This window comes from Curtobacterium sp. 458 (assembly GCF_030406605.1).
Taxonomy (GTDB): Bacteria; Actinomycetota; Actinomycetes; order Actinomycetales; family Microbacteriaceae; genus Curtobacterium.
Genome location: NZ_CP129104.1, coordinates 2,028,996 through 2,050,656 on the forward strand (window position 1 = coordinate 2,028,996; position 21,661 = coordinate 2,050,656).

Annotated in this window: 26 protein-coding genes; 11 read left to right on the top strand and 15 right to left on the bottom strand. The window is 74.0% G+C overall.

Features of this window, described 5'->3' with window-relative positions:
* Positions 1-47 precede the first annotated feature (47 nt).
* Genes QPJ90_RS10100 through QPJ90_RS10115 form a run of 4 tightly spaced genes read left to right on the top strand, consistent with a single transcriptional unit; the run spans position 48 to position 1,766 of the window.
* Complete coding sequence (locus QPJ90_RS10100) at positions 48-200, top strand: hypothetical protein (RefSeq protein ID WP_290131116.1); 153 nt, start codon at positions 48-50, stop codon at positions 198-200.
* 56 nt (positions 201-256) lie between these two features.
* The gene (locus QPJ90_RS10105; protein WP_290131117.1) at positions 257-811 is read left to right on the top strand and encodes a sigma-70 family RNA polymerase sigma factor; all 555 of its coding nucleotides are present in this window, start codon (positions 257-259) and stop codon (positions 809-811) included.
* Positions 808-1,461, top strand: coding sequence for a hypothetical protein (locus QPJ90_RS10110; protein ID WP_290131118.1), 654 nt, complete (start codon positions 808-810; stop codon positions 1,459-1,461). Before QPJ90_RS10105 ends, QPJ90_RS10110 begins: the two co-directional genes overlap by 4 nt.
* Complete coding sequence (locus tag QPJ90_RS10115; protein WP_290131119.1) at positions 1,458-1,766, top strand: hypothetical protein; 309 nt, start codon at positions 1,458-1,460, stop codon at positions 1,764-1,766. Before QPJ90_RS10110 ends, QPJ90_RS10115 begins: the two co-directional genes overlap by 4 nt.
* A 27-nt stretch (positions 1,767-1,793) precedes the next feature.
* Here the strand turns inward: QPJ90_RS10115 and QPJ90_RS10120 are convergent, their stop codons facing one another.
* The 8 genes from QPJ90_RS10120 to coaBC all read right to left on the bottom strand — a co-directional run bounded on the left by QPJ90_RS10120 (position 1,794) and on the right by coaBC (position 8,465).
* Entirely contained in the window at positions 1,794-2,939 is a 1,146-nt protein-coding gene (locus QPJ90_RS10120) for a low temperature requirement protein A (protein ID WP_290131120.1), read from the bottom strand.
* Between the two features lie 58 nt (positions 2,940-2,997).
* Positions 2,998-3,873: a phospholipase gene (locus QPJ90_RS10125; protein WP_290131121.1), complete on the bottom strand. Its 876-nt coding sequence runs from the start codon at positions 3,871-3,873 to the stop codon at positions 2,998-3,000.
* A 279-nt stretch (positions 3,874-4,152) separates the two neighbouring features.
* Positions 4,153-4,608: a MarR family transcriptional regulator gene (locus QPJ90_RS10130; protein WP_058724303.1), complete on the bottom strand. Its 456-nt coding sequence runs from the start codon at positions 4,606-4,608 to the stop codon at positions 4,153-4,155.
* A gap of 99 nt (positions 4,609-4,707) precedes the next feature.
* Positions 4,708-5,358 carry a GntR family transcriptional regulator gene (locus QPJ90_RS10135; protein WP_290131122.1) on the bottom strand — a complete coding sequence of 217 codons (651 nt, stop codon included), beginning with the start codon at positions 5,356-5,358 and terminating at the stop codon, positions 4,708-4,710.
* An 82-nt stretch (positions 5,359-5,440) separates the two neighbouring features.
* Positions 5,441-5,893: a DUF1810 domain-containing protein gene (locus QPJ90_RS10140; protein ID WP_290131123.1), complete on the bottom strand. Its 453-nt coding sequence runs from the start codon at positions 5,891-5,893 to the stop codon at positions 5,441-5,443.
* Positions 5,890-6,681 (bottom strand): DUF2071 domain-containing protein, encoded by a 792-nt coding sequence (locus tag QPJ90_RS10145; protein ID WP_290131124.1) that lies wholly within the window; start codon positions 6,679-6,681, stop codon positions 5,890-5,892. The genes QPJ90_RS10140 and QPJ90_RS10145 overlap by 4 nt, the downstream gene beginning before the upstream one ends.
* Positions 6,678-7,070, bottom strand: a complete 393-nt coding sequence (locus QPJ90_RS10150; RefSeq protein ID WP_290131125.1) for a hypothetical protein — start codon at positions 7,068-7,070, stop codon at positions 6,678-6,680. Before QPJ90_RS10150 ends, QPJ90_RS10145 begins: the two co-directional genes overlap by 4 nt.
* 117 nt (positions 7,071-7,187) lie before the next feature.
* Positions 7,188-8,465 (bottom strand): bifunctional phosphopantothenoylcysteine decarboxylase/phosphopantothenate--cysteine ligase CoaBC, encoded by a 1,278-nt coding sequence (gene coaBC, locus QPJ90_RS10155; RefSeq protein WP_290131126.1) that lies wholly within the window; start codon positions 8,463-8,465, stop codon positions 7,188-7,190.
* 42 nt (positions 8,466-8,507) lie between these two features.
* On the opposite strand from coaBC, the gene QPJ90_RS10160 reads away from it, so the two are divergent.
* The 3 genes from QPJ90_RS10160 to QPJ90_RS10170 all read left to right on the top strand — a co-directional run bounded on the left by QPJ90_RS10160 (position 8,508) and on the right by QPJ90_RS10170 (position 10,826).
* Positions 8,508-9,296 carry an NRDE family protein gene (locus tag QPJ90_RS10160; RefSeq protein WP_290131127.1) on the top strand — a complete coding sequence of 263 codons (789 nt, stop codon included), beginning with the start codon at positions 8,508-8,510 and terminating at the stop codon, positions 9,294-9,296.
* A gap of 104 nt (positions 9,297-9,400) precedes the next feature.
* Positions 9,401-10,138: an SGNH/GDSL hydrolase family protein gene (locus QPJ90_RS10165; RefSeq protein ID WP_290131128.1), complete on the top strand. Its 738-nt coding sequence runs from the start codon at positions 9,401-9,403 to the stop codon at positions 10,136-10,138.
* A 10-nt stretch (positions 10,139-10,148) separates the two neighbouring features.
* Positions 10,149-10,826, top strand: a complete 678-nt coding sequence (locus QPJ90_RS10170) for an SGNH/GDSL hydrolase family protein (protein WP_290131129.1) — start codon at positions 10,149-10,151, stop codon at positions 10,824-10,826.
* A gap of 36 nt (positions 10,827-10,862) precedes the next feature.
* Here the strand turns inward: QPJ90_RS10170 and QPJ90_RS10175 are convergent, their stop codons facing one another.
* The gene (locus QPJ90_RS10175; protein WP_290131130.1) at positions 10,863-11,771 is read right to left on the bottom strand and encodes an SDR family oxidoreductase; all 909 of its coding nucleotides are present in this window, start codon (positions 11,769-11,771) and stop codon (positions 10,863-10,865) included.
* Between the two features lie 99 nt (positions 11,772-11,870).
* Between QPJ90_RS10175 and QPJ90_RS10180 the strand changes: the two genes are divergently transcribed.
* The 3 genes from QPJ90_RS10180 to QPJ90_RS10190 all read left to right on the top strand — a co-directional run bounded on the left by QPJ90_RS10180 (position 11,871) and on the right by QPJ90_RS10190 (position 14,389).
* Entirely contained in the window at positions 11,871-12,980 is a 1,110-nt protein-coding gene (locus QPJ90_RS10180; protein WP_290131131.1) for an LLM class flavin-dependent oxidoreductase, read from the top strand.
* 108 nt (positions 12,981-13,088) lie between these two features.
* A complete protein-coding gene (locus tag QPJ90_RS10185; protein WP_290131132.1) occupies positions 13,089-13,715 on the top strand; it encodes a hypothetical protein in 627 nt (208 codons plus the stop codon).
* 182 nt (positions 13,716-13,897) lie between these two features.
* Complete coding sequence (locus QPJ90_RS10190) at positions 13,898-14,389, top strand: pyridoxamine 5'-phosphate oxidase family protein (protein ID WP_290131133.1); 492 nt, start codon at positions 13,898-13,900, stop codon at positions 14,387-14,389.
* Between the two features lie 101 nt (positions 14,390-14,490).
* On the opposite strand, the gene QPJ90_RS10195 is transcribed toward QPJ90_RS10190, so the two are convergent.
* Positions 14,491-15,747 carry a hypothetical protein gene (locus tag QPJ90_RS10195; protein ID WP_290131134.1) on the bottom strand — a complete coding sequence of 419 codons (1,257 nt, stop codon included), beginning with the start codon at positions 15,745-15,747 and terminating at the stop codon, positions 14,491-14,493.
* A gap of 148 nt (positions 15,748-15,895) precedes the next feature.
* Here QPJ90_RS10195 and QPJ90_RS10200 point away from each other — a divergent pair, with 148 nt between their 5' ends.
* Positions 15,896-16,279, top strand: a complete 384-nt coding sequence (locus tag QPJ90_RS10200; RefSeq protein WP_290131135.1) for a Rid family hydrolase — start codon at positions 15,896-15,898, stop codon at positions 16,277-16,279.
* A 55-nt stretch (positions 16,280-16,334) separates the two neighbouring features.
* On the opposite strand, the gene QPJ90_RS10205 is transcribed toward QPJ90_RS10200, so the two are convergent.
* Genes QPJ90_RS10205 through QPJ90_RS10225 form a run of 5 tightly spaced genes read right to left on the bottom strand, consistent with a single transcriptional unit; the run spans position 16,335 to position 21,579 of the window.
* Complete coding sequence (locus tag QPJ90_RS10205; RefSeq protein ID WP_290131136.1) at positions 16,335-17,933, bottom strand: amidohydrolase family protein; 1,599 nt, start codon at positions 17,931-17,933, stop codon at positions 16,335-16,337.
* Positions 17,930-18,580, bottom strand: coding sequence for a bifunctional 4-hydroxy-2-oxoglutarate aldolase/2-dehydro-3-deoxy-phosphogluconate aldolase (locus QPJ90_RS10210; protein WP_290131137.1), 651 nt, complete (start codon positions 18,578-18,580; stop codon positions 17,930-17,932). Before QPJ90_RS10210 ends, QPJ90_RS10205 begins: the two co-directional genes overlap by 4 nt.
* Positions 18,581-18,635: 55 nt before the next feature.
* Positions 18,636-19,613: a sugar kinase gene (locus QPJ90_RS10215; RefSeq protein ID WP_290131138.1), complete on the bottom strand. Its 978-nt coding sequence runs from the start codon at positions 19,611-19,613 to the stop codon at positions 18,636-18,638.
* Entirely contained in the window at positions 19,610-20,446 is an 837-nt protein-coding gene (locus tag QPJ90_RS10220) for an IclR family transcriptional regulator (RefSeq protein ID WP_290131139.1), read from the bottom strand. Before QPJ90_RS10220 ends, QPJ90_RS10215 begins: the two co-directional genes overlap by 4 nt.
* Complete coding sequence (locus QPJ90_RS10225; RefSeq protein ID WP_290131140.1) at positions 20,443-21,579, bottom strand: alanine racemase; 1,137 nt, start codon at positions 21,577-21,579, stop codon at positions 20,443-20,445. Before QPJ90_RS10225 ends, QPJ90_RS10220 begins: the two co-directional genes overlap by 4 nt.
* Positions 21,580-21,661 lie beyond the last annotated feature (82 nt).

Below are 21,661 nucleotides of genomic sequence, written 5' to 3' on the forward strand. Positions count from 1 at the left end.
CCGTCCTGTCGGTGGAGGCCGTCTCCACGGCCCGAGGAGGAACGACCATGACCGACACCCCGAACCCGCGCACCGACCCCCGTCACCGCACCGCGCGGACGCACCTGCTCGCGCAGGCGCGGGTCCGTGCCCTCGCCGCTCGGCCGGTCGGACCGTTCCGGGTGACCTCGGCGCACGGGTTCCGCGCAGGTGCCCGGTGAGCGGGACGTCCGCCCGTGCTCAGGAAGACCCCATCCGACCCCGGTAGAAGGATCCCGTGCCCCACCAGCTCCTCACCGACCTCGACGACGCCGTCCTCGCGGGCCGGTCGTCCGACGGCGACGTCCGGGCGTTCGAGGTCCTCATCCGCCGCTACACGCCCCTGCTGCGGGCGTACGCACGCCGCACACTCGGGTCGACCGACGAGCTCGACGACGTCGTGCAGGAGACGTTCATCACGGCCTGGGACCGGCTCGACCGCCTCGAGGACCACGCCAAGGTCAAGTCCTGGCTCATGCGCATCCTCAGCCGGAAGTGCATCGACCGCATCCGGGCCCGTCGGTTCCACGACGACGTCACCGAGATCGAGGTCGAGGCGCCGTCGGACGACGCTCCGGAGCGCATCGCCGAGGCACGCTCGCGTGAGGAAGCGGTGGAGACCGCCCTCGCCGAGCTCCCCGAAGCGCAGCGCCGGTGCTGGCTCATGAAGGAGGTGCTCGAGTACTCGTACGACCAGATCGCCGAGGAGCTCGACCTCCCCGTCTCGACCGTCCGCGGGTTGCTGTCCCGAGCCCGGAAGAACATGATCCGTCTCATGGAGGGATGGCGATGACCGATCCCGAGCACGTCCGGCTCGAGTCCCTCGAACCCGACGACCTCGACGGCCACTCGATCGACGAGCTGGCCGACTACCTCGACGCGGGCATGCAGCCCGCGGACCCGACCATCGACGACTCCCCGGCGTGCCAGAACGCGCTCGCCGCCCTCGTCCGGCTCCGGCAGACGTCCCTCGGCTCCCTCGAGGCCGCCGCCGCCGAGGAGGCCCCGGCCGACGAGTCCTGGGTGAGCGGTGTCCTCGCGAACATCTCGCTCGAGGCCCGTGCCGGCCGTGACGTCCCGCTCCGCCCGGCGGCGCCGACTGAACGTCCGGTGATGACCGAGGGCGCCATCCGGTCCCTCGTCCGCAGCGCCGGCGACGGCGTCGGCGACGCACTCATCGCGCGCTGCACGCTCGAGGGCGACGTGACCGAGCTCGGGGCGCCGGTCCGGGTCGTCGTCGAGATCGCGGTGCGCTCCGGGGCGACGATCCGCACGGTCGCCGCCGAGGTGCGCGAGACCGTCGCCCGGGTCCTCGCCGACCAGACCGACCTCGTGGTCGACTCGGTCGACGTCGTCGTCCGTGACCTGCTGCCCCGCACGGACGACACCGACGCCGATGCCCGCCACACCGCCGCCGACGCAGCCCCCGAGGAGGACGCATGAGCCCCGCCGACGACATCCTCGGCGCCGTCGAGGCCGCCGTGCTCGAGGTCCCCGGGGTCGCCGACCTCTACCGCGCCCGGCCCACCCTCGGCAGCACCGTGTCCGCGGTGAAGAGCCTGGCCGCCCGGACGGCACCGAGCCGCGTCGTCCTCGACGGTGACGTGCTCCGGATCGTCATCGGCACCGACCTGTCCCGGCCGGCGCCCGAGACCGCCCACGAGGCACACGTCGCCGCACTCGCCGCGGCCACCGAGCACGGCCTGGCCCTCAGCCGGGTCGACGTCCGCGTCGCCCGGATCGGCTGACCGCTCCCGAGCGTCGACCGGCGGTGCTCACCGTCGGTCCGCCACCTCCAGCACGACCACGATCGCCGCGACGAGGACCGCGGTCACGACGACCGACACCTCCGGGACGAGGACCGAGGCCGCGATCCCGAGCGCCAGCACGACGACGAGGGCGTTCCGACCGACCGACAGCGACGGACGCAGCGCGAGCGCCCAGATCGCCAGCACGAACATCGCGACCGGGACGGCGATCGTCGCCGCGACGGTGCCGTGCGACAGGTCCGCCTCGCCCGCGTCGGCGCTCACGGCCACCTCGATGCCGGAGGGCAACGCTCCTGCTGCGGCGAACACGACGTAGTGGCCGTAGCCGAACACGAGTGCGGTCCGGAGGGACCGGATGTGCGCGTGCTGCTCGCGGGAGAAGTAGATCCACCACATGCCGGCGACGATCACGAGGCCCGCGGCGGCGAGCACGAGCAGGGGCCCGAGGTGGTCGGCGTCGGCGATGCCGTCGATGACCGCGCTCGCGGACGCGACGAGTCCCTCGCCGAGGACGATGAGCGTGAACAGCGAGTACCGCTCGGCGATGTGCCGCGTGTGCCACGGGGTGGTCCGCGACCCCTGCTCGGCGAACGGCGGCACGAGCACCTCGAGCAGGATCAGCACGGGGACCACCCACGGGCGCGCGGCCTCTGGAACGGCCAGGGCGAGCACCCAGAGCACCTGGACGACGACGATGCCGACCGCGTACCGGAGCGCGGTCCGGCGGTACTCGGGCGACGACCCCGCGGCGCGGAGCCACTGTGCGACGAGGGCGAGGCGCATGACGACGTACCCGACGACGGCGATCGTGAGGTCGCCCTCGGCCATGAACGGGCGCACCCCGGCGGCGAGGACGAGCACGCCGGCCATCTGGACGAACGTGGTGACGCGGTACAGCCAGTCGTCGGTGTCGAACGAGGTGGCGAACCACGTGAAGTTGATCCACGCCCACCAGATCGCGAAGAACACGAACGCGTAGGCGACGACCGCGGTGCTGACGTGTCCCTCGGCCTCGATCTCGTGCAGGTTCGTCGCGGCGAACCCGACCGCGACGACGAAGACGAGGTCGAACAGCAGCTCGAGCGGGCTCGCGGCGCGGTGCGCCTCGGCGGGGTCGCGCGGCGCCATGCGGCGCAGTCCGGTCGTGGTCACGGAGCATGCCTACCGCACTCCGGGCGCGACCACGAGACGGCCGGGAGATCCGGAAGGATCAGTAGAAGTTGGACGCCTGCGAGTGTCCCCACGCGGCGCACGGGGTGCCGTACGCGTCGGCGATGTACTGCAGACCCCACTTGATCTGGGTGGTGGCGTTGGTCTGCCAGTCCGAGCCGATCGTCGCCATCTTCGAGCCGGGGAGCGCCTGCGGGATGCCGGTCGCCCCGCCGTTGCTGTTCACGGCGCGGTAGTTCCACCCGGACTCCTTGGTCCAGAGGTTGTCGAGGCACTGGAACTGGTCGGAGCCCCAGCCGTACTGCGAGGACGCGAGCGAGCTCGCGGTCGCCTTCGCACCCGCCACCGTGTTGCCCGCGGCGAGCTTGCGTGCCTGCTCGGCGGCTTCGGCGGCGGCCTTCTCGGCTGCTGCCTTCTCCGCGGCGGCCTGCTCGGCCGCGGCACGCTTCGCATCGACGTCGGACTTGTCCTGCGCGGCGCTGGCCTCGGCGACCTGCTGCGTGGCGGCGACGGTGGACGCGATCCGGTTCGTCAGCGCGGCGCCGGAGAGCGTGCGGTAGTCGTCGAGTGCGTCGACGCGCTGCTCGAGTTCCGCGGTGTCGGTCTTGTGGTTCGCGTCGGCGAGCACGACCTGCGCGCTCGAGATCGTGGCCTGCGCCTGGGCGCGGTCGAGCGCGGTGCCGTCGAGCGCGGGAGCGGACGTCGGGCTGGCCGTCGGGACGCCGAGCGCCTCGCCGAGTGCGGGCTGCGTCCCGACCAGCACACCGCCGCCGGCGACGGCCAGGACGGCTGCGCCCGCGGCGACGAGGGTCGTCCGGTTGCGGACGGCCCGCCGCACGCGTCGGGAGGGGGAGTCGAGGGCCTCGCGTCGGGTGGAGGCGGTGGTCGTGGGGAGTTCGGTGGTGCGTCGCTTCATCGGTTCCGGTGGTCGGCCGACTCGGGCGCGGACCGTCCCGGGCACGCCGGGGTGGGGGAGGCGTGGAGGTCGGGGACGGTGGGACCGTCGGGGTCCGCGAGTCGGGTGAGGCCCGGACGGTGGTGTGGGGCCCGTCCGTCCGCCCTCCGGTGACCGTGGGAGGTCACGCCGTGGCGGAGCCGACACGATGACGCGTCACGCTGGGCAGCGCGTCCAGGAACACTGGCAGAACGGTCCGTCCGCCCGTTGGTAACGGTTCGGTAACGACCGGATCAGGGGTCAGGAGGTGGGAGGTTCCTGGGTGCGCTCGCCCTGCGCGATGCGCTCCAGGACGCCGAGGGCGTTCGCGATCGCGTCGACGTCCGCGTCGGGGAGGTCGTGGATGAGTTCGGCGACGATGCCCGTGCGCTGCGACCGTGCTTCCTCGACCGCTGCGACACCGGCCGGCGTGGCGCTCACCATGAACGCCCGTCCGTCCCGCGGATCGGCCTCGCGCTCGATGAAACCGCGCTGCTCGAGTTCGGTCAGGATCCGCGTCATGGTGGGCTTCGTGACCACCTCGAGGCGGGAGAGGTCGCCCGGTCGCAGGGGCCCTTCGCGCTCGATCGTCGCGAGGGCGGACACGATGCCGTACCCGAGTGAGGCGGAGTCGGTGCGGGCACGTCGGTTGATGCGTCCGACCGCTGCCGCGAGTCGGGCCGCGATGGCGGTCCGGTCGGTCTCGCGAGCGCTCATGGGTGGCCTCCGGGTTCGGCTCTCAGGGGGTCGTCCAGATGCTACCGGGCAGGCTGAGTGCGGCCGGTACAACCGTACCTGTCCGGACGTACAGGGTTCTCAGTGCTTCTCGCCCGGAAGCTGGTGGATCGCCTCGGTCGCGAGCTCGGCGGCGACGTTGTCGCCGGCCTCGGTCGCCGCCCGGAGCCGCTTGAAGTCCTCGGTCATCCGGTCCCAGTCGACGAGCTCGTCGAGGTTCGGCAGGCGGAGTCGGAACCCGAGCCCGTCCGTGGTGTCGCGGCACACGCGCTGCAGGTCGGCGTTGCCGCACTCGGCGACGTAGAGTCCGAACACGTCGAGGGCGTCGTGGTTCACCGCGGTGACGTCGTGGGCCTCGAACTCGGCGATCGTCGTGTCGAGCGCGGCGAGGATCTCCTTCCGGCTCGCGGACCCGAGCCGGGGGACCGCGAGGCGCACGACGCCGCCGAACAGCACACCGAGGGTCTGCAACGCCTCGACGACCTCGTCCGGCTTGGGCGTGGTCACCCGGGTGTACCGGTTCGGCGCCATCTCGATGAGCCCGGCGCGGGCGAGCTGGCTGAGGGCCTCGCGGATGGGGGTCCGGGAGACACCGAGCCAGGCGATGAGCTCGTCGTCGTTGAGTCGCTCGCCCGGTTCCAGCGTGCCGTCCATGATCGCGTCGTGGATCTTCGCGCGGACGGTGTCGCGGAGCAGCTGGTGCTCGGTGGGTGCGCTGGTGGGGACCGGCATCGGGGGACCCTCCTCGAGGTCTGCTCGTCGTGCGACCGACACTCCGGGTGCGGCCGTACGGATCACCGTACCTGATATACGGTCAGCGGTCGCCGGGCGAACGGGGTACCGGTCCCGCGTCGAGCAGTCGGAGGGTCACCGGGTCCTCCTCGCCCCCGTACCAGCGGTCGAGCGCGGCGCGGAACGGGACGGGGTCCGGCGCGGCCCGGGCGAAGAGCGTCGACGAGGACCGCGCCTTCACGGCGTCGACGCCGCCGAGCAACACCTCGGCCGACGGCGCCGGAGCCTCCGTCAGGACCGCCACGGCCTCGAGCAGCCGCGGCCCGAGCACCGGGTCCGCCAGGTACCGCGCGGCCTGGTCGAGCCCCGTGATCGCGAAGTGCTGCGCGGTCGGACTGCGTCCGAGTCCGGCGAGTTGCGGGAACACGAACCACATCCAGTGCGTCCGCTTGCGTCCGGCGCGGAGTTCGGCGAGCGCGGTCTCGTACACGCCCTCCTGCGCGGTGACGAACCGGACGAGGTCGGGGTCGGTCACCGAACCACGTCCCCCCACGCGTAGCGGACGGTCGTCGCGTCCACGACGAGCGCCGAGTCGGGTGCCCGGTCGAACAGCCCCGGCAGCCCGACGGCCGCGGGGAGGTCGCCCGACAGCTGCTCGACGCGCGCCGACCGGATCGTCAGCGGCGGGTGCTGCCGCTGCCAGAACACCGTCTGCGCGAGGTGCCGCGCGTGGATCCCCGCGCGCGTCGTGAGCTCGACCGCGAGCGGCGCCGTCGTGACCGGACCGGCCACGACACGGACCGCGGCGGCGTGGCGGGGGCGCGGCGAGCCTCCCGGCCTGCCCGTCGGTGTCAGCCGCAGCGCCCGCGCGGCGCGGAACGGGTGGAGCGCGCGGTTCGGGTGCCGCACGGACCGGTGCGCGACGGTGTCCCCGCGTCGTCGCGAGCCGGCGTGCGCGAACGTGTACGGGACACCGAGGAGCGCGTGCGCCGCGACGATCGCCGGCACGTTGTCCGTGTCGACCGTCCGGTAGGCGACGCCGTGCCGTCCGTGGTCGTCGACCGTCAGGACCTCGAGAGTGACCTCGGTCATCGAGTGGAGCCGCCCGGACGGCGGGAAGGGCGGCACCCGCGTCTCGCGGAAGACGTAGGCGGAGAGCCCGACCCAGGCACTGCCGTCCACGACGTCCGGACGGGTCCCGCGCGGGAGCATCCGGCCGAGGACGTCCGGGTCGTGCCGCCAGTGCGCGAAGACGATGTCCTCCCACGCGTGCACCGTCACGGGCCGGTGCAGCAGCGGGACCGCCGCGCGCGCCTCGCTCATCCGCCGTGCCGACCCACGCGGGCCGCCCACCAGACCAGCGGCGCCTGCAGCGGCAGCCGGAGCACGGACACGAGCCGCATCGCCCGGGACGACCGCGGGGAGTCGAGGAGGTCCTTCGCCATCTTGACGTTGGCGGGGAAGACGGCGAGGAACAGCGCTCCGGCGGCCCACCCCGCGGCACGTCGGGTCGTGGGCACCGCGAGTCCCGCCGCGATGCCGAGCTCGGCGACGCCGGACAGCAGCGTCGTCAGGCGGGGCGGGAGCGCCTCGGGGACGATCCGGTCGTAGGTTCGCGGGCGGAGGAAGTGGGTGACACCGGCGCCGCCGAGCACGACCGCGAGGGCGGCAGCGGTGCGGTTGGCGCGTCTGGTGCGTTCACGTCGTCGCATGGCCCCATCGTGCTCGTCGCTCCCTCGGAACGCGCAGCGAGGCAGTGCGCAGTGCGCAGTGCTGCGGCGCGCAACGCGGCGGTGTGCAGCGCGCGGGCGCGCTGCCGTCGCGCCGCGTCAGGCCAGCGCGGTCGCGACCAGGTCGAGGACGGCCGCCGCCACGTCGGCCTTCGACCCGGAGGTCTCCCGCACGACCTCGCCGCCCGGGGTGAGGACCTCGATCGCGTTCTCCTCGCGCTCGAAGCCCGACGACCACCCGACGTGGTTGACGACCAGGAGGTCCGCCGGCTTCCGCGCGATCTTGGCCCGCCCGAGCTCGATGCGGGCCGCGCGGTCGGGCTCCGTCTCGGCGGCGAACCCGACGATGATCTGCCCCGTCCGCCGGTTCGCCACGAGCTCGGCGAGCACGTCGGGGTTCCGGACGAGCTCGAGCGTGAGGCGGTCGCCCTGCGCGTCCTTCTTGAGCTTCTCGGCGTGCACCTCGGCCGGCCGGTAGTCCGCCACCGCCGCCGTCATCACGACCACGTCCGCGTCGACGGCCGCCGCGCGCACGGCGTCGGCGAGCTCGAGGGCGGACCCGACGGACACCACCTCGACGCCGAGGTCGGCGGTGAGTCCGGCGTCTACGTTCGCCACGACCAGGGTGACAACGGCCCCGCGGCCGGCGGCGTCCGCCGCGAACGCCACACCCTGCCGACCGCTCGACCGGTTGCCGACGAACCGGACGGGGTCCACGGGTTCGCGGGTCCCCCCTGCGGTCACCAGCACGCGCACCCCGCGCAGGTCACCGGCCGGGAGGGACGGTGCGGTCCCGGTGGACAGACCGGCGTCGTCGGGGTGGTCGGCCTGGTCCAGCACCGCCAGCGCGGCCTCGACGATGTCCTCGGGCTCCGACATCCGGCCGATGCCGGCGTCGTCCCCGGTCAGCGCGCCGACGACCGGCCCGACGAAGCGGACGCCGCGGGCGCGGAGGGTCTCGACGTTCGCCCGGGTGGCCGGGTGCTCCCACATCTGCGGGTGCATCGCGGGTGCGACCACGACGGGCGCCTCGGTGGCGAGGAGCGTCGTGCCGAGCAGGTCGCCCGCGAGACCCGCCGCCATCCGGGCCAGGGCGTCCGCGGTCGCCGGGGCGACGACCACGAGGTCGGCGCGGCGGCCGAGCGCGACGTGCCGGACCTCGGCGACGTCGTCCCAGACGCTCGTCGTGACCGGGTTGCGGCTGAGTGCCTCGAGGGTCGGGAGCCCGACGAACCGCAGGGCGCCCTCCGTCGGGACGACGTGGACCTCGTGGCCGCGCTTGACGAGGTCGCGGACGACCCCGACGGCCTTGTACGCGGCGATGCCCCCGGTGATGCCGACGACGACCGTGCGGCTGTGCTCTGCTGCTGCGCTCACACCCGTCACGCTACCGGCGGTGCCCGTGCGAGGATCGGACCCATGTGCACCGTCGTCGTCCGCGTCGCGCCCGGCTCCGAGTGGCCCGTCACGGTGCTCGCCCTCCGCGACGAGTCGCCCGAGCGTCCGTGGGACCCGCCCGCGGCCTGGTGGCCGGACCTCGACCCCGGCGTCCGGGGTGTGCGCGACCGCTCGGCCGGCGGAGCCTGGCTCGCCGCGTCCGACGCCGCCGGACTCGCGGTCGTGCTGAACCGCGGCGAGCCGGTGCCGAGCGAGGACGGCACGTGGACGACCCGCGGCGTCGTGCCGCTCGACGCGGTCACCGGCGTCCTGCCCGGCCACGACGGCACCCTGCCGACCACCCGCGCGTTCAACCTCGTGCGCGCCACGGCCGGCGGCGCCGAGGTCGTCACCTGGGACGGCGCGGCCGTCCGCACGACCGAGCTCGAGCCGGGCGTGCACATGGTGACGCACGGCGAGCCGGACGACCCCGCCGCACCCCGCATCGGCCGGTGGCTCGAGGCCTTCCGCGCGGTCGACGCCCCGGTCGGGCCCCCGGTGCTCGGGCCCTTCGACGAACTGCGCACCGCCGACGCCGGTGAGGACGCGGGCGACGGCTGGAGCGGCTGGTTCGGCGTGCTCGCCGCCTCCGCCGAGCTGCCGACGGACCACCCGGACGCCATCCTCCGCGACGCCCACGAGGCCGAGGGGCACATGACGACGCTGTCGATCGTCGCCGCGGCGGTCGGACCCGAGCGGACCGTCCTGCAGCACGCGCGGCTCACCGAGCCCGGACGACTCGACGGCTCGGTCGAACTGCACCGCGCCTGACCGACCCGGCACCGCGCCGACCCTCCCGAGCTGCGCCGCGCCTGAGCACACCCGCAGCGCCACGCACGGGCGGGCCGTGGCCTGCGGGCGTAGCTTCGCGCTCCGTGACCACCAGGACCCGGAGCGTGCTCGTCGTCGGCGTCGCGGCGCTCGCCGTGCTCGCCCTCGGCGCCTGCAGTGAGCAGCCCTCCGCCGCCGTCGGTGCGGAGTCGTCGCCGAGCGCCAGCGCGCGTCCGACGCCCACGCCGGGGCCCGGCACCCCGTGGGACGAGGCGGAGGACGTCGGTGTCGTCGCGATCGGCGACTCGATCACCGGCGGGCACGGCCTCACGACCGCGGAGGCCTGGCCCGCGCTGATGGCCGACACGAACGGCTGGTCCCTCACGAACCTGTCCTGCGACGGTGCCGGGGTGGCAGCGCTCGGGGACGACGACGACTGTGCGAGCGCCTACCCGACGCTCGTGAAGCGCGCGGTCGGACTCCGTCCGCAGGTGGTCCTGCTGCAGGCGAGCTCGAACGACCTCGGGCTCGACACCGCCGAGATCCGGAGCGCCACCGACCAGGTCGTCGACGACGTGCACCGGCGGATGCCGCGCGCCCGGGTGATCGGACTCAGCGCGATCTGGAACCAGGATGCACCGCCCGCGCAGCTCGCGAAGATCTCGAAGGCGATGCGCGTGGCACTCCAGCGCGAGGGTGGGACCTACGTGGACATCGGCGAGCCGTTGCGGGGTCACGCGGACTGGATGCAGTCGGACGACGTGCACCCGACGGTGCGGGGTCAGCAGGCGATCGCGGCCGCGGTCACGGCGGCGTTCACCCGCGACGACGTGCAGTTCTGACGGACGCGCCGTGCGCCGTCCCTCCCGAGCAGCCCTCGTCGTCGCCGTCGCGGTGGCGCTCTGCGGCGTGCTCGCCGGTTGCTCGTCGGACGAGTCGGCGGTCCTGTCGATCGGGTCGCTGCCGACCGGGGCACGCGTGGTCGTCATCGGCGACTCCATCACGATCGGGCACGGACTCCGGCCGGCGCAGGCGTGGCCCGAGCTCCTCGCCGCACGCGACCACCTCCGGCTGACCGACCTCGGCTGCGACGGTGCCGGGGTGCTCGCCGAGGGGGACGACCAGTGCTCGGCGACGTACGAGGAGCTCGCCGAGCAGGCCGCGGCGCTCCACCCCGCGGTGGTGGTGCTGCAGGCCAGCTCGAACGACCTCGGGCAAGACGACGACGAGCTCGACGGCGCGACGCAGCAGCTCGTCGCGGCCGTGCACCGACTCCTGCCGCGGGCCCGGGTCGTCGGCCTCAGCGCGGTCTGGGACCAGGACGCCCCGCCCGCCCAGCTCGCCACGATCTCGGCGGCGATGCACACCGCGGTGGCCGGCGTCGGCGGGTCCTGGCTCGACCTGGGGCAGCCGCTCCGCGGGCACCCGGCGTGGATGCAGGCCGACGACGTGCACCCGACCGCCCGTGGTCAGCGCGCGCTGCTCGCGGCGGTGAGCGGAGCCCTGGAGCGCGACCACCTGCGCTGGTGAGCCGGCGGGCGGGCGCGCACCGCGCCTCCAGGCCGGTCAGGCGGGCGGCGCCGTCCCCGTGAGGTCTTCGGCGACCGCCCAGAGCGAGCGGGCGAGGTCGGCGCTCCGGGCCGACCGGGGGACCGACGCCACCGTGGTGGGGCCGGTGAGGCCGCCGAAGCCCGCGGGCCCGTAGTAGGCGCCCCCGACGGCGTTCGGTCCGACGGCCGCGTACAGCAGCGGTTCCGACCCCTGCTCGACGTCCTGCGTGAACGGCAGCGCACGGTCGTGCGTCCGGACCGGCTTCGACCGGCCGAGCGACCGCCCAGCGGACTGCAGGTTCGTCCGCGTGTAGCCCGGGTGCGCCGCCGTGCTGACGAGGTCCCAGTCCCGCTCCACCGCGAGACGGTGCAGGTGCAGCGCGAGGAGCAGGTCGGCGAGCTTCGACTGGCCGTACGCCCGCCAGCCGTTGTAGCCGCGCTCCCACTGCAGGTCGGGGAACCGGACGGTGCCGAAGAGCGCGGCGAGGCTGGACATGGTCGCGACGCGAGGAGCCTCGGCGCGCAGCAGGACCGGGAGCAGCAGGTTCGTCAGGGCGAACGGGCCGAGGAAGTTCGTGCCGAACTGGAGCTCGAAGCCGTCGACCGTCTCGAAGCGCTTCGGCGGCGCCATCACGCCGGCGTTGTTCACGAGGACGTCGAGGGGTCGGTCGTCCGCTGCGATGCCGTCGGCGAACCGGCGGACGCTCGCGAGGTCGGCGAGGTCGAGCTCGCGGACCTCGACGTCGACGTCCGGATGGGCGGCGCGGACGTCACGAGCGGCGTCCTCGCCCTTGGACACGGTCCGGACGGCGAGCACCACGGACGCGCCGGCGGCGGCGAGGCGGGTGGCGGTCTCCTTGCCGGTCCCGCTGTTCGCTCCGGTGACGACGATGCGGCGGCCGGTCTGGTCGGGGATCTGCGGCATGGGCGTGACGGTACTCGGGGCGGGTGCGGGGCTGCTGCGCGCCACCGATCCGTGGTAGATTCATGCATACGCATTGAACGGCACGCCGCAGGAGGATCCATGAGCAACGCATTCGGCACCGACCGCCCCTCGGACGTGCCGCCGCCCGCACCCGACCGCGTCGGCCCCGTGCAGCTCGGCCTCGACACGTTCGGCGACGTCACCGAACTCCCCGACGGCTCGGTGAAGTCGGACGCGCAGAGCATCCGCGACGTCGTCGCGCAGGCCGTGCTCGCCGACCAGCTCGGCATCGACTTCATCGGCGTCGGCGAGCACCACCGTGCCGACTTCATCGTCAGTGCACCCGAGGTCGTCCTCGCCGCGATCGCCGCCTCGACGAAGGACATCCGCCTCGGCTCCGCGGTCACCGTGCTCTCCTCGGACGACCCGGTCCGCGTCTACGAGCGCTTCGCCACCGTCGACGCGATCTCCGACGGGCGCGCCGAGGTCATCCTCGGCCGCGGGTCCTTCACCGAGTCGTTCCCCCTCTTCGGCCACGAGCTGAGCGACTACGAGGTCCTCTTCGAGGAGAAGCTGCAGCTCTGGGCCGCCCTCCGCGGCGGCGACAAGGTGACCTGGTCCGGCACGAAGCGGGCGCCGCTCGTCGACCAGGACGTCTTCCCGAAGCTCGAGCACGGCCCCATCCCGACCTGGATCGGCGTCGGCGGCTCCCCGCAGTCCGTCATCCGCGCCGCCTCGTACGGCATGCCGCTGTTCCTCGCGATCATCGGCGGGCAGCCCGCGCAGTTCGCACCGTTCTCGCGGCTCTACCGCCAGGCCCTGACCCAGCTGGAGCTGCCGCAGCAGCCCATCGCGATGCACTCGCCCGGGTTCGTGGCCGCCACCGACGAAGAGGCCGCCGAGCGCTACTGGCCGTACCACAAAGCCGTCACCGACCAGCTCGGCCGGGAGCGCGGCTGGCCGCCCCTCGACGTCGCCGGGTACCGCGCCGGGCTCTCCGCGGGCGGCTCGCTGTACGTCGGTTCGCCCGAGACGGTCGCGCGGAAGATCGCACGGAACATGCGGATCCTCGGGGTCTCGCGGTTCGACATGCGCTACGCGACGGGCCGCCTGCCGCACGACGACATGATGCGGTCGATCGAGCTCTACGGCACACAGGTCGCGCCCCGGGTCCGCGAGCTGCTCGCGGAGCCGGTGCCGGTGCCCTGAGCACGGTGGTGCGGGCGGGTCGCGTGCCCTCGTCACACCCGGTCCGGCGTGGAGGCACGGTGCGCGCCCGTCACGTCGCTCTCGGCGGGCGCGGGTAGCGTCCGGCGCATGTCCCGGAACCCCGAGCCCACCGAACGACGCTTCCGCGGGAAGATCCTCGGCGTCGGCAGCACGTCCGGCGTCCGGATCGTCGTCGGGATGTGGGAGCGGTCGCCGTTCGGTCCGTTCACGGACGTCTTCCTCGAGCAGGCCGACGGCAGCTCGGTGCTGCTCGCGCCCGACGAGCTCGTCGCGGCGTACGTCTCCGGCACCTACCGGTTCGACACCGTCTCGGTCGTCGACGTCCGGACGCGCCGGACCGCCCGCGGCCTCGAGCTCGACGCCGGACCCCTGCAGGCCTCGATCGACGTCGGCGGGATCTCACCGCTCGGGCGGGTGCTCCGCATCGTCCCGAAGCCGGTCGCCCGGGACTGGCGGTGGCTCACCGTGATCGACCCGGTCGCCCGACTCCTCGCACCCGGGGCCGGGACGGCGGGCACGGCGGGGAACGGTCGTCGCGAGTACTACGGCGTGACCGGGGCGCACGACGTCACGGGCGTGCGGGGCACGTGGGCAGGAGCGCCGCTCGGGTCGATCGCCCCGCTCGACCCGCCGGTGGCGTTCGGGTTCGCGTCCATGCCGCGGATCCCGCAGGTGGTCGACGTCGAGACCACCATCCGCGAACCCGCCGTCTGACGACGCGACCGCGCGTGACGGGCTGGGCGACCACCGGGCGCGACCGACGGCGCGGGCGCGCACCGGGCCTCCAGGCAGACGCGTCCCAGCGTCCCGGAGCACACTGGTCCGAACGGAACGCGCCCCGGGGAGACCCGGCCGCACGTCGGGCACAACGGGGCGCACGACGAGGAGGACCAACCATGACCGACACCCAGGCCGACCAGCGAGCAGCCATCTCGGACATCGTCCACGGAGCCCGCACGGCGCTCCTCACCACGGTCAACGCCGACGGCGCGCTGCACGCGAGGCCGCTGGCGGTGCAGGACAAGGCGTTCAACGGGACGCTCCGCTTCCTGGTGCAGGACGGCAGCGAGAAGGTCGAGGACATCGCCCGCAACCCGCACGTGAACGTCGCGATCGAGTCGCAGGGCGGGTACCTGTCGATCGCCGGCACCGCCACCGTGACGCAGGACGAGACCGTCATCGACGAGCTGTGGTCCCCGTTCGCGGAGGCCTGGTTCCCCGAGGGACGCAAGGACCCGTCGATCCGGCTCCTCACGGTCGAGGGGGACTCGGTCGAGTACTGGACCCAGGACACCGGCCCCGTGGGGAGTCTCGTGCAGACCCTCAAGGCCGCACTCGGCAAGCAGAGCCAGCCCGACACGGGCGACCACGGGACGGTCGAGCTCTAGGGCCCTGCCGCTGTGGAACGACGAAGCCGCTGTCGCACGACAGCGGCTTCGTCGTTCCACGGCGACGCCGGGCGGGCAAGGTGCGGCGTCGCGTCAGCGGGTCACGGCGGGCCGAGCAGCCACAGCACCGCCACCAGCACCGGCTGCCCGAGGAGCGCGCAGGACACGAAGGTCCACCGCATCCAGGGCTTCGCGACGAGTTCGGGTGACCCGAACAGCGGTGCCAGCGGCATGAGCAGCCGCGGCGTCGAGGCCATCGGGAGCGACACCGCGAAGATGTACAGCGCGTACGCCGCCGAGTAGAGCACGGTCGTCGACCCGAGCTGCCGGGTCGAGCGCCGGAGCAGCCACACGGGGTACGCGACGAGCAGGAACACGACGATGAACACGCCCCCGACGCCGAGCCACCGCGACGCGATGAGGAACCACGGCGTCATCGGCGCGAAGTCGACCCGACCGATGAAGTTCACCCACCAGGACATCTCGGTCTCGAGGTAGGCGTTCGGCGTGCCGGTCACGTGCGACGCGATGAGTGGCCAGGCGACCCCCGCGGCGGCCATCACGAGCCCGGACCCCACGGCCGCGAGGCGCTCGCGCAGCGGGAAGCCGTCGAGCGTGCGGTCGGCGGTCCCCGTGGCCCGGTCGGCGCGACGGGCACGCACCCAGCGGACGAGCACCACGACCCCGAGCACGAGCGGGATCGCGAGGGCGCCGGGGCGGGTGAACGCCGCGACGACGCCGAGCAGGGTGAGGAGGCCGTACCGTCGGCGCTCGAGTGCGAGGAGCGCACCGAAGGTCAGTGCGAGGAACGTGCTCTCCGCGTACCCGACCTGCAGCAGGAACGACAGCGGGCCGCACGTGAAGAAGAACACGGCCCACATGCCCGCGCGGTGCCCGGCGTGGTCGCTGACGAGCCGGTACAGCAGGAACGCGGCGACGAGTCCGGCGCCGAGGGCGATCAGGGGCGCACCGACCTCGAACGTGATGCCGGTGGACGCCGTGAGCATGCGGATGGCGAACGGGAAGGCCGGCAGGAACGCCCACGCGTTCTGCGTCACGTGGCCGGCCGCGTCCGTCGGCAGCGTCGTCGGGTAGCCGTGCAGCGAGATCTGCTGGTAGTACTGCCCGTCCCACGCCGTCAGGAAGGTCAGGAACCCGTGGTCGTTGCCCCAGATCGCGTTGGCGGGGAGCGCACGACCGATCAGCGGGTACGCCAGCGCCAGCCAGAACGTCGACACGACGCGCCCGCCGAACCACACCAGGAGCACGGCGGACCAGGCCGGCAGGCTGGTCGCGAGGTCGGTGAACCGCCGTCGGCCGGTCGCGAGCGATCCGGAGAGCGTCGATTCGGGCGGCACGGGTCGAGGGTAGTCGTCCGCTCCCTGGGAGACCCAGCCGGGAGGCCCGCCCTGCGTTGTGCAGGACGGAAAGCGGCCGTCAGGTGGCCGGGCCGCGGAGCGCGCCGCCGCCTACGGTGGACGGAACGATCCAACCGACAGGAGCACCATGCCGAAGACCGCCGTCGTCACCGACAACGCGCCGAAGCCCGCCGGACCCTACAGCCAGGGCATCGTCGCGAACGGCTTCCTCTACACCGCCGGGTTCGGCCCGCAGGACCCCGCGACCGGTGCGATGGCCGACGACGTCGCCGGACAGACCGCGCAGGTGCTCGCGAACGTCGCGGCGGTCCTCGCCGAGCACGGGGCCACCCTCGACGACGTCGTGAAGTCGACCGTGCACCTCGAGCACTCCGACCGCGACTTCGCGGCGTTCAACGAGGAGTACGCGAAGCACTTCACGCAGCCGTACCCGGTCCGCACGACGGTCCAGTCGCACCTCGCGGGCATCCTCGTCGAGATCGACGTCGTGGCGGTCCTGCCCTCCGCCTGAGCGGGTCCTCACCCGGCACGTGGCGTACCGCGCGCCACGCGCCGGGTCGCCGCTGTCAGGACGCGGTCGTCCGGGCGGGATGACGGAACGGCGTCCGTCGCAGTCCCGCGCCCGGGGTCGCCCCCGTGAGCGCGCCGTCCCGGAGCACGGGGACGCCCGCGACGAGGACGTCGTCGATGCCCTCGGCGAGCAGCATCGGCTCGGCGTACGTCGACCGCGCAGCGACCCGCTCGGGGTCCACGACCACGAGGTCAGCGGTCCAGCCCGGCGCGACGGCACCGCGGCGGTCCAACTGGAAGAGCTCTGCGGGCAGCGTCGACAGGTGCTCCTGGACCTCCCACCACGAGAGCAGGCCGGTCCGGGCGTACTCGCCGAGGTACCGGGCGAACGTGCCGTACGCCCGCGGGTGCGGGTGCGTCCCGACGAAGATGCCGTCCGAGCCGCCGGTGTGGCCGCCGTACCGGTACAGCTCCGCCAGCTCGGTCGACGTCCGCGGGCGGGGTACCCGCATCACGACGGTCACCTGCAGCTCCGAGTCGACGAGCACGTCGAGCGCGAGGTCGACCGGGTCGGTCCCGGTGGCCTCCGCCGCGTCCGCGAGGGTCCGGCCCTGCAGCGCGTGGAACTCGGCGGCCGGCACGTGCGACAGGGTGATCTGCTCCGCCCAGTCCGAGCCGAGGTCCGCGCGTCCGAGCACCCGGTCGAGCACCGCGCCCCGGACCCGCGCACGACCGCCGTCGGCCGCCAGCGCCCGGGCGAGGTCGTCGGTGCCCGGGCGGGCGAGCTCCGCGGGCAGGAGCAGCATCGACAGGATCGTGCAGCCGCGCGAGTAGGGGTAGGCGTCGAACGACAGGGACACCCCGTTCGCTGCGGCCCGGTCGAGTTCGTCGAGGGCGAGCCGGACGGGGGCGTGCAGGTGCGACACGTGTGCGGAGCCGCCGACCGCGCGGCAGATGCGGACGATCTCGTCGATGCCCGCGGCGACGTTCGACTCGTAGCCACCGCGCATGTGCGTCACGTAGCGGCCCCGGACGGCGGCGGACTCGGCTACGAGGGCGGCGATCTCCTCGGTCGAGGCGTGCAGGCCGGGGACGTAGTCGAGCCCGGTCGCGAGGCCCACCGCCCCGTCCGCCGTTCCCTGTCGCACGAGCGCGCGCATGGCGTCGAGCTGCTCGTCGTCGGCGGGGCCGTCGTCGTCGCCCATCACCTCGTACCGGACGGTCCCGGCGGGCACGAGCGTCGCGACGTTGAGCGGCGTCGTACCGTCGTAGGTGGCGAGCAGCCCGGCGATCCCGTCGCCGCGGTAGGTCGGGTGCGGGCCGTCGATCGAGGCGAAGTACCGGGCCGCGTACGAGCCGTCGCCCGGTGCCGGCCCGACGCCGTCCTGCCCGGTGACGATCGTCGTGACGCCCTGGCGCAGGAGCGCGAGCTGCACGCGCTCGTCGAACACGAGGGACCCCGCGTGCGAGTGCGCGTCGACGAAGCCCGGCATGACGACCCGGTCGGAGCAGTCGATCACCGCTGCGTCGGCGGGGACACGGAGCCGTTCGCCGACCTCGGTGACCCGGCCGTCCGCGACGAGGACGTCCCGGCGGTGGAACCGGCCGTCGTCGCCGACGATCGACCCGCCGGCGAGGAACACCGGCGCCGTCATCGCGCCAGCGCCGCGACGAGCCGTTCCGCGCGTGTGCGGAGGCCGTCGAGGTCACCGTCCCGCAGGGCGTCGCCGACGAGCGGCGAGCCGAGGCCGACCGCGACCGCACCCGCCGCGAGGTAGTCGGCCGCGTCGTCCACGCCGATGCCGCCGGTGGGGATCACGTCGACGAAGTCGAGCGGTGCGAGCACCTGCTTCAGGAACGCCGGCCCGCCGAGCTGCGCGGCCGGGAAGACCTTGACCGCCCGGGCTCCGCGCCGCCACGCCGTGACGATCTCCGTCGGGGTCGCCGCACCCGGGTACCAGCCGAGGCCCCGCTCGTGGGCGCGCTCGCCGATGGCGGGATCGGTGTGCGGGCTGACCGCGAAGGTCGCGCCGAGCGCGGCGGCCTCGTCGAGCTGCCGGGGTTCGATGACGGTCCCGACGCCGACCGCGGCGGCGCTGCCGTACCGGTCGACCGCCCAGGCGATGCCGTCCTGCCAGCGCGGGGTGTTGGTGGTGAGCTCGATCGCTCGGACCCCGGACTCGACGAGCACCCGAATGACGTCCTCGACGTGCTCGCCCGTGCCGCCGCGGAGGACGGCGACCGCGGGTCCGGCGTCGTGGCGGTGCCTGGCCGTCGTGGTGGGGGCGGCGGTGTCGGTCATCGGGGTCCTCCTGTCGTCTGGGTGCTCGTCGCGCGTGCTCGTCGTCGGGTGACCATCAGCGGTCCACGCGGTCGTGCACGGCGTGGTCGACCTCCGGGGCATCGTCCACGGTGACGACCGCGTCGGGGTCCGGGAGTCTCCAGTCGCTCGCCACGGTGCAGGCGAGGGCCCCGGCGTCCGCCGCGCGGTCGAGCGCGACCGCCGGCTCGGCGCCACCGAGGACGGCCGCGATCCAGCCGGCCACGAAGGCGTCCCCGGCACCGACGGGGTCCACCACGCGGACGGGCGTCGCCGCTCGGCGGTGCAGGACGCCGTCGACCGAGGCCACCGCTCCGCGGGAGCCGAGCTTCACCACCGCGGTGCCGTGGGCCAGTGCCGCGAGACCGCGCGCGAGGTCGTCCTCGTCGTCCGGCTGCTCCTCGCGGCCGAGCACCAGCCGGGCCTCGTCGTCGCTCGCGAACACGGTCGCCGAGCGTTCGACCACCGCGCGGTAGCGAACGCGTGCGGTGTCCGGGTCGATGAGCTTCGGCCGGTGGTTGACGTCGAAGGAGACGGGGACACCGGCGGCCTCGGCGCGGTCGAGCACGGCGTCCACGGTGGCGCGGGAACGGTCCGAGAGCGCGAGGGTGATCCCGCTGAGGTGCACGAGGGCGGCCTGCTCGACGAGTCCGGCGGGGACGTCCTCGGGTCCGATCGCCGACCCGGCAGACCCTCGGCGGTGGTACGTCACGCGGGTCCGGCCGTCGGCCAGCCGCTCCTTCATCATGAGTCCGGTCGAGCGGTCCGCATCGGCGACCGCGACCACGTCGACGCCCGCGCCGCGGACGTCCGCCACGACGCGGTCGCCCGCCGGGTCCGTCCCGACGCGGCCGACCCACGTCGTCGGCACCCCGGCGCGGGCCAGGCCGATCGCGACGTTGCTCTCCGCGCCGCCGGTGTCGACGCGCATCGCGTCGAGGTCGGGGACGGCACCGACCGACTGTCCGCTGAGCAGGAGCATCGTCTCGCCCACGGTGACCACCCGCCCGGTCACCGGGCGCTCCGGGTCGTCGCCGTCCGGTTCAGTGCCAGCTGGGCGGAGGACGAACCGAGCGCGACCGAGATCTCGTGCGCCGTCCGGACGACCCCCGACCCGAGCTCGCGGACCGCGGCCGCCGGGAACCGCGACGCGAGCCCGGAGATGCTCATCGCCCCGACGACCTGGTTCGCGTGGCCGAACACGGGTGCGGCGACGCACCGGATGTCCGGTTCGTTCTCGCGGTCGTCGATGCCGTAGCCGCGCTGGTGCGTCCGGTCGACCTCGCGGCGCCAGCGCACGTCGTCCGTGATGGTGTGGTCCGTCATCGCCCGGACGGGCTCCGCGAGCACCCGGGCGAGCAGGTCCGGCTCCCCGAACGCCACGATGGCCTTGCCCGAGGCGGTGTTGCGCATCGGCAGCCGGTTGCCGATGCGGGACCCCATGCGGACGGTCCCGCGCGTCTCGACCTTGTCGACGTAGACGATGTCGGTGCCGTCCGGGACGACGAGGTGGCACGTGAGCCCGGTCCGTTCGGCGGTCCGGCGGAGGAACGGGGCCGCGGCGGCCCGGAGGTCGATGCCCTCGAGGTAGCTCTGGCCGAGGAGCAGCGCCCCGAGCCCGAGCGTGAACCCGGCGTCCGCGGTCCGGCGGAGCAGGTCGGTCTCGACCATCGGGGCCGTCAGGCGGAGGACGGTCGACTTCGACGTCCCGAGCTCCGTGGCGAGGGTGCCGAGGCTGACCGACACCTCGCCGTTCCGCGTGCGTTCGGCGACGTGGTCGAGCAGCCGGAGTCCGCGCCGGAGCGACAGGGCGGCGTTGCGGGCGGGGATGTCGGGTGAGGTGTTCACCGGAACTCCGTCTCGATCGTGTCGAGCACGGTGTCGTCGTCGGCGAGCACGAGGACCCGGCGCCACTTGTCGAACACCGTGCAGGGGTGGGAGATGCCGAACACCACGACGTCCCCCGGGACGAGGTCGGGCGCCGCGTCGGTGGTCCGCAGGTAGCAGTGCTGGTCGTCGAGGCGGGTGACGGTGACCGACCCGGGGACGGGAGTCACGGGGCGGGCGTCAGCCGTGCCTCCCGGCCGGACCTCGCGCACGACCGGCAGTCCCTCGTCGAAGCTGATGTCCCGCTTGCCGACGGCCACGAGCACGAGGCCGGGCTCCGGGGCGGAGGTGACCCGACCCCAGACGCGGATGGCGGCCTCGAGCCGCCCCTCCTCGGGGTGGCGGCCGAAGGGCGTCCGCTCGGCGTAGAAGCCGTCGTCGTGCGTCAGCGACGCTCCGGAGCGCAGCAGGACGTCGACGTCACCGGGCCGGGACTCGACGGCCTCGACGACCGCGTCGAACCAGGCGCTCCCGCCCATGCTCAGGAGCGTCCGGGGCACCCCGACGAACGGGTGGACCGCCGCGGTGACCGCGAGGACGCCGCGCACGTAGTCGCGGGCCTCGTCGGGGCCGGGCAGCCCGCCCTCGTAGCCGGTGACGCCGCGGAGCTCGAGGCCGGCGTCGTGTGCGGTGCGTGCGAGGGCGATCCCGTCCTCGGGGGACCGGACGCCCGTGCGACCGCCGGGGAACCCGACCTCGACGAGCACCGGGAGTGCTCCGTGGTCCGCTGCCGCGGTCACGCCGGCGGGGGAGTCGACCTGGAAGAGGACGTCGGCACCGGGGTCCTCGGTGCGACGGCTCGCGATCCAGGCCAGTCCGGCCGGGTCGAGCACCTCGTTCGCGATGAGGATCCGGTGGATGCCGTGCCGCCACGCCACGACGGCCTGCTGGACGGAGGCGACCGTGACGCCCCACGCGCCGAGGTCGAGTTGCCGGCGGGCCAGGGCGGGTGCCATGTGGGTCTTCATGTGCGGCGCGAACAGCAGGCCGTGGCGGTCGACGTACGCCTGCATCACGGCGGCGTTGGACGCGAGGGCGGACTCGCGGAGCGTCATCGCCGGCAGCAGGACGTCGTCGAGCACGTGCGTGGTCATCGGGCCTCCTCGTCGAGTGCGGTGCTGCCACGTTCGTCCGTCCGCCGCGGTGCGGACAACGCTGGTGGCCGCTCCATTGTGC

Bases quoted from the DNA above. Each gene is read 5' to 3' on its own strand.
- QPJ90_RS10100 (WP_290131116.1), top strand. From the start codon at position 48: ATGACCGACACCCCGAACCCGCGCACCGACCCCCGTCACCGCACCGCG.
- QPJ90_RS10110 (WP_290131118.1), top strand. From the start codon at position 808: ATGACCGATCCCGAGCACGTCCGGCTCGAGTCCCTCGAACCCGACGAC.
- QPJ90_RS10115 (WP_290131119.1), top strand. From the start codon at position 1,458: ATGAGCCCCGCCGACGACATCCTCGGCGCCGTCGAGGCCGCCGTGCTC.
- QPJ90_RS10125 (WP_290131121.1), bottom strand. From the start codon at position 3,873: ATGAAGCGACGCACCACCGAACTCCCCACGACCACCGCCTCCACCCGA.
- QPJ90_RS10130 (WP_058724303.1), bottom strand. From the start codon at position 4,608: ATGAGCGCTCGCGAGACCGACCGGACCGCCATCGCGGCCCGACTCGCG.
- QPJ90_RS10135 (WP_290131122.1), bottom strand. From the start codon at position 5,358: ATGCCGGTCCCCACCAGCGCACCCACCGAGCACCAGCTGCTCCGCGAC.
- QPJ90_RS10145 (WP_290131124.1), bottom strand. From the start codon at position 6,681: ATGAGCGAGGCGCGCGCGGCGGTCCCGCTGCTGCACCGGCCCGTGACG.
- QPJ90_RS10150 (WP_290131125.1), bottom strand. From the start codon at position 7,070: ATGCGACGACGTGAACGCACCAGACGCGCCAACCGCACCGCTGCCGCC.
- QPJ90_RS10160 (WP_290131127.1), top strand. From the start codon at position 8,508: ATGTGCACCGTCGTCGTCCGCGTCGCGCCCGGCTCCGAGTGGCCCGTC.
- QPJ90_RS10175 (WP_290131130.1), bottom strand. From the start codon at position 11,771: ATGCCGCAGATCCCCGACCAGACCGGCCGCCGCATCGTCGTCACCGGA.
- QPJ90_RS10180 (WP_290131131.1), top strand. From the start codon at position 11,871: ATGAGCAACGCATTCGGCACCGACCGCCCCTCGGACGTGCCGCCGCCC.
- QPJ90_RS10185 (WP_290131132.1), top strand. From the start codon at position 13,089: ATGTCCCGGAACCCCGAGCCCACCGAACGACGCTTCCGCGGGAAGATC.
- QPJ90_RS10190 (WP_290131133.1), top strand. From the start codon at position 13,898: ATGACCGACACCCAGGCCGACCAGCGAGCAGCCATCTCGGACATCGTC.
- QPJ90_RS10200 (WP_290131135.1), top strand. From the start codon at position 15,896: ATGCCGAAGACCGCCGTCGTCACCGACAACGCGCCGAAGCCCGCCGGA.
- QPJ90_RS10205 (WP_290131136.1), bottom strand. From the start codon at position 17,933: ATGACGGCGCCGGTGTTCCTCGCCGGCGGGTCGATCGTCGGCGACGAC.
- QPJ90_RS10210 (WP_290131137.1), bottom strand. From the start codon at position 18,580: ATGACCGACACCGCCGCCCCCACCACGACGGCCAGGCACCGCCACGAC.
- QPJ90_RS10225 (WP_290131140.1), bottom strand. From the start codon at position 21,579: ATGACCACGCACGTGCTCGACGACGTCCTGCTGCCGGCGATGACGCTC.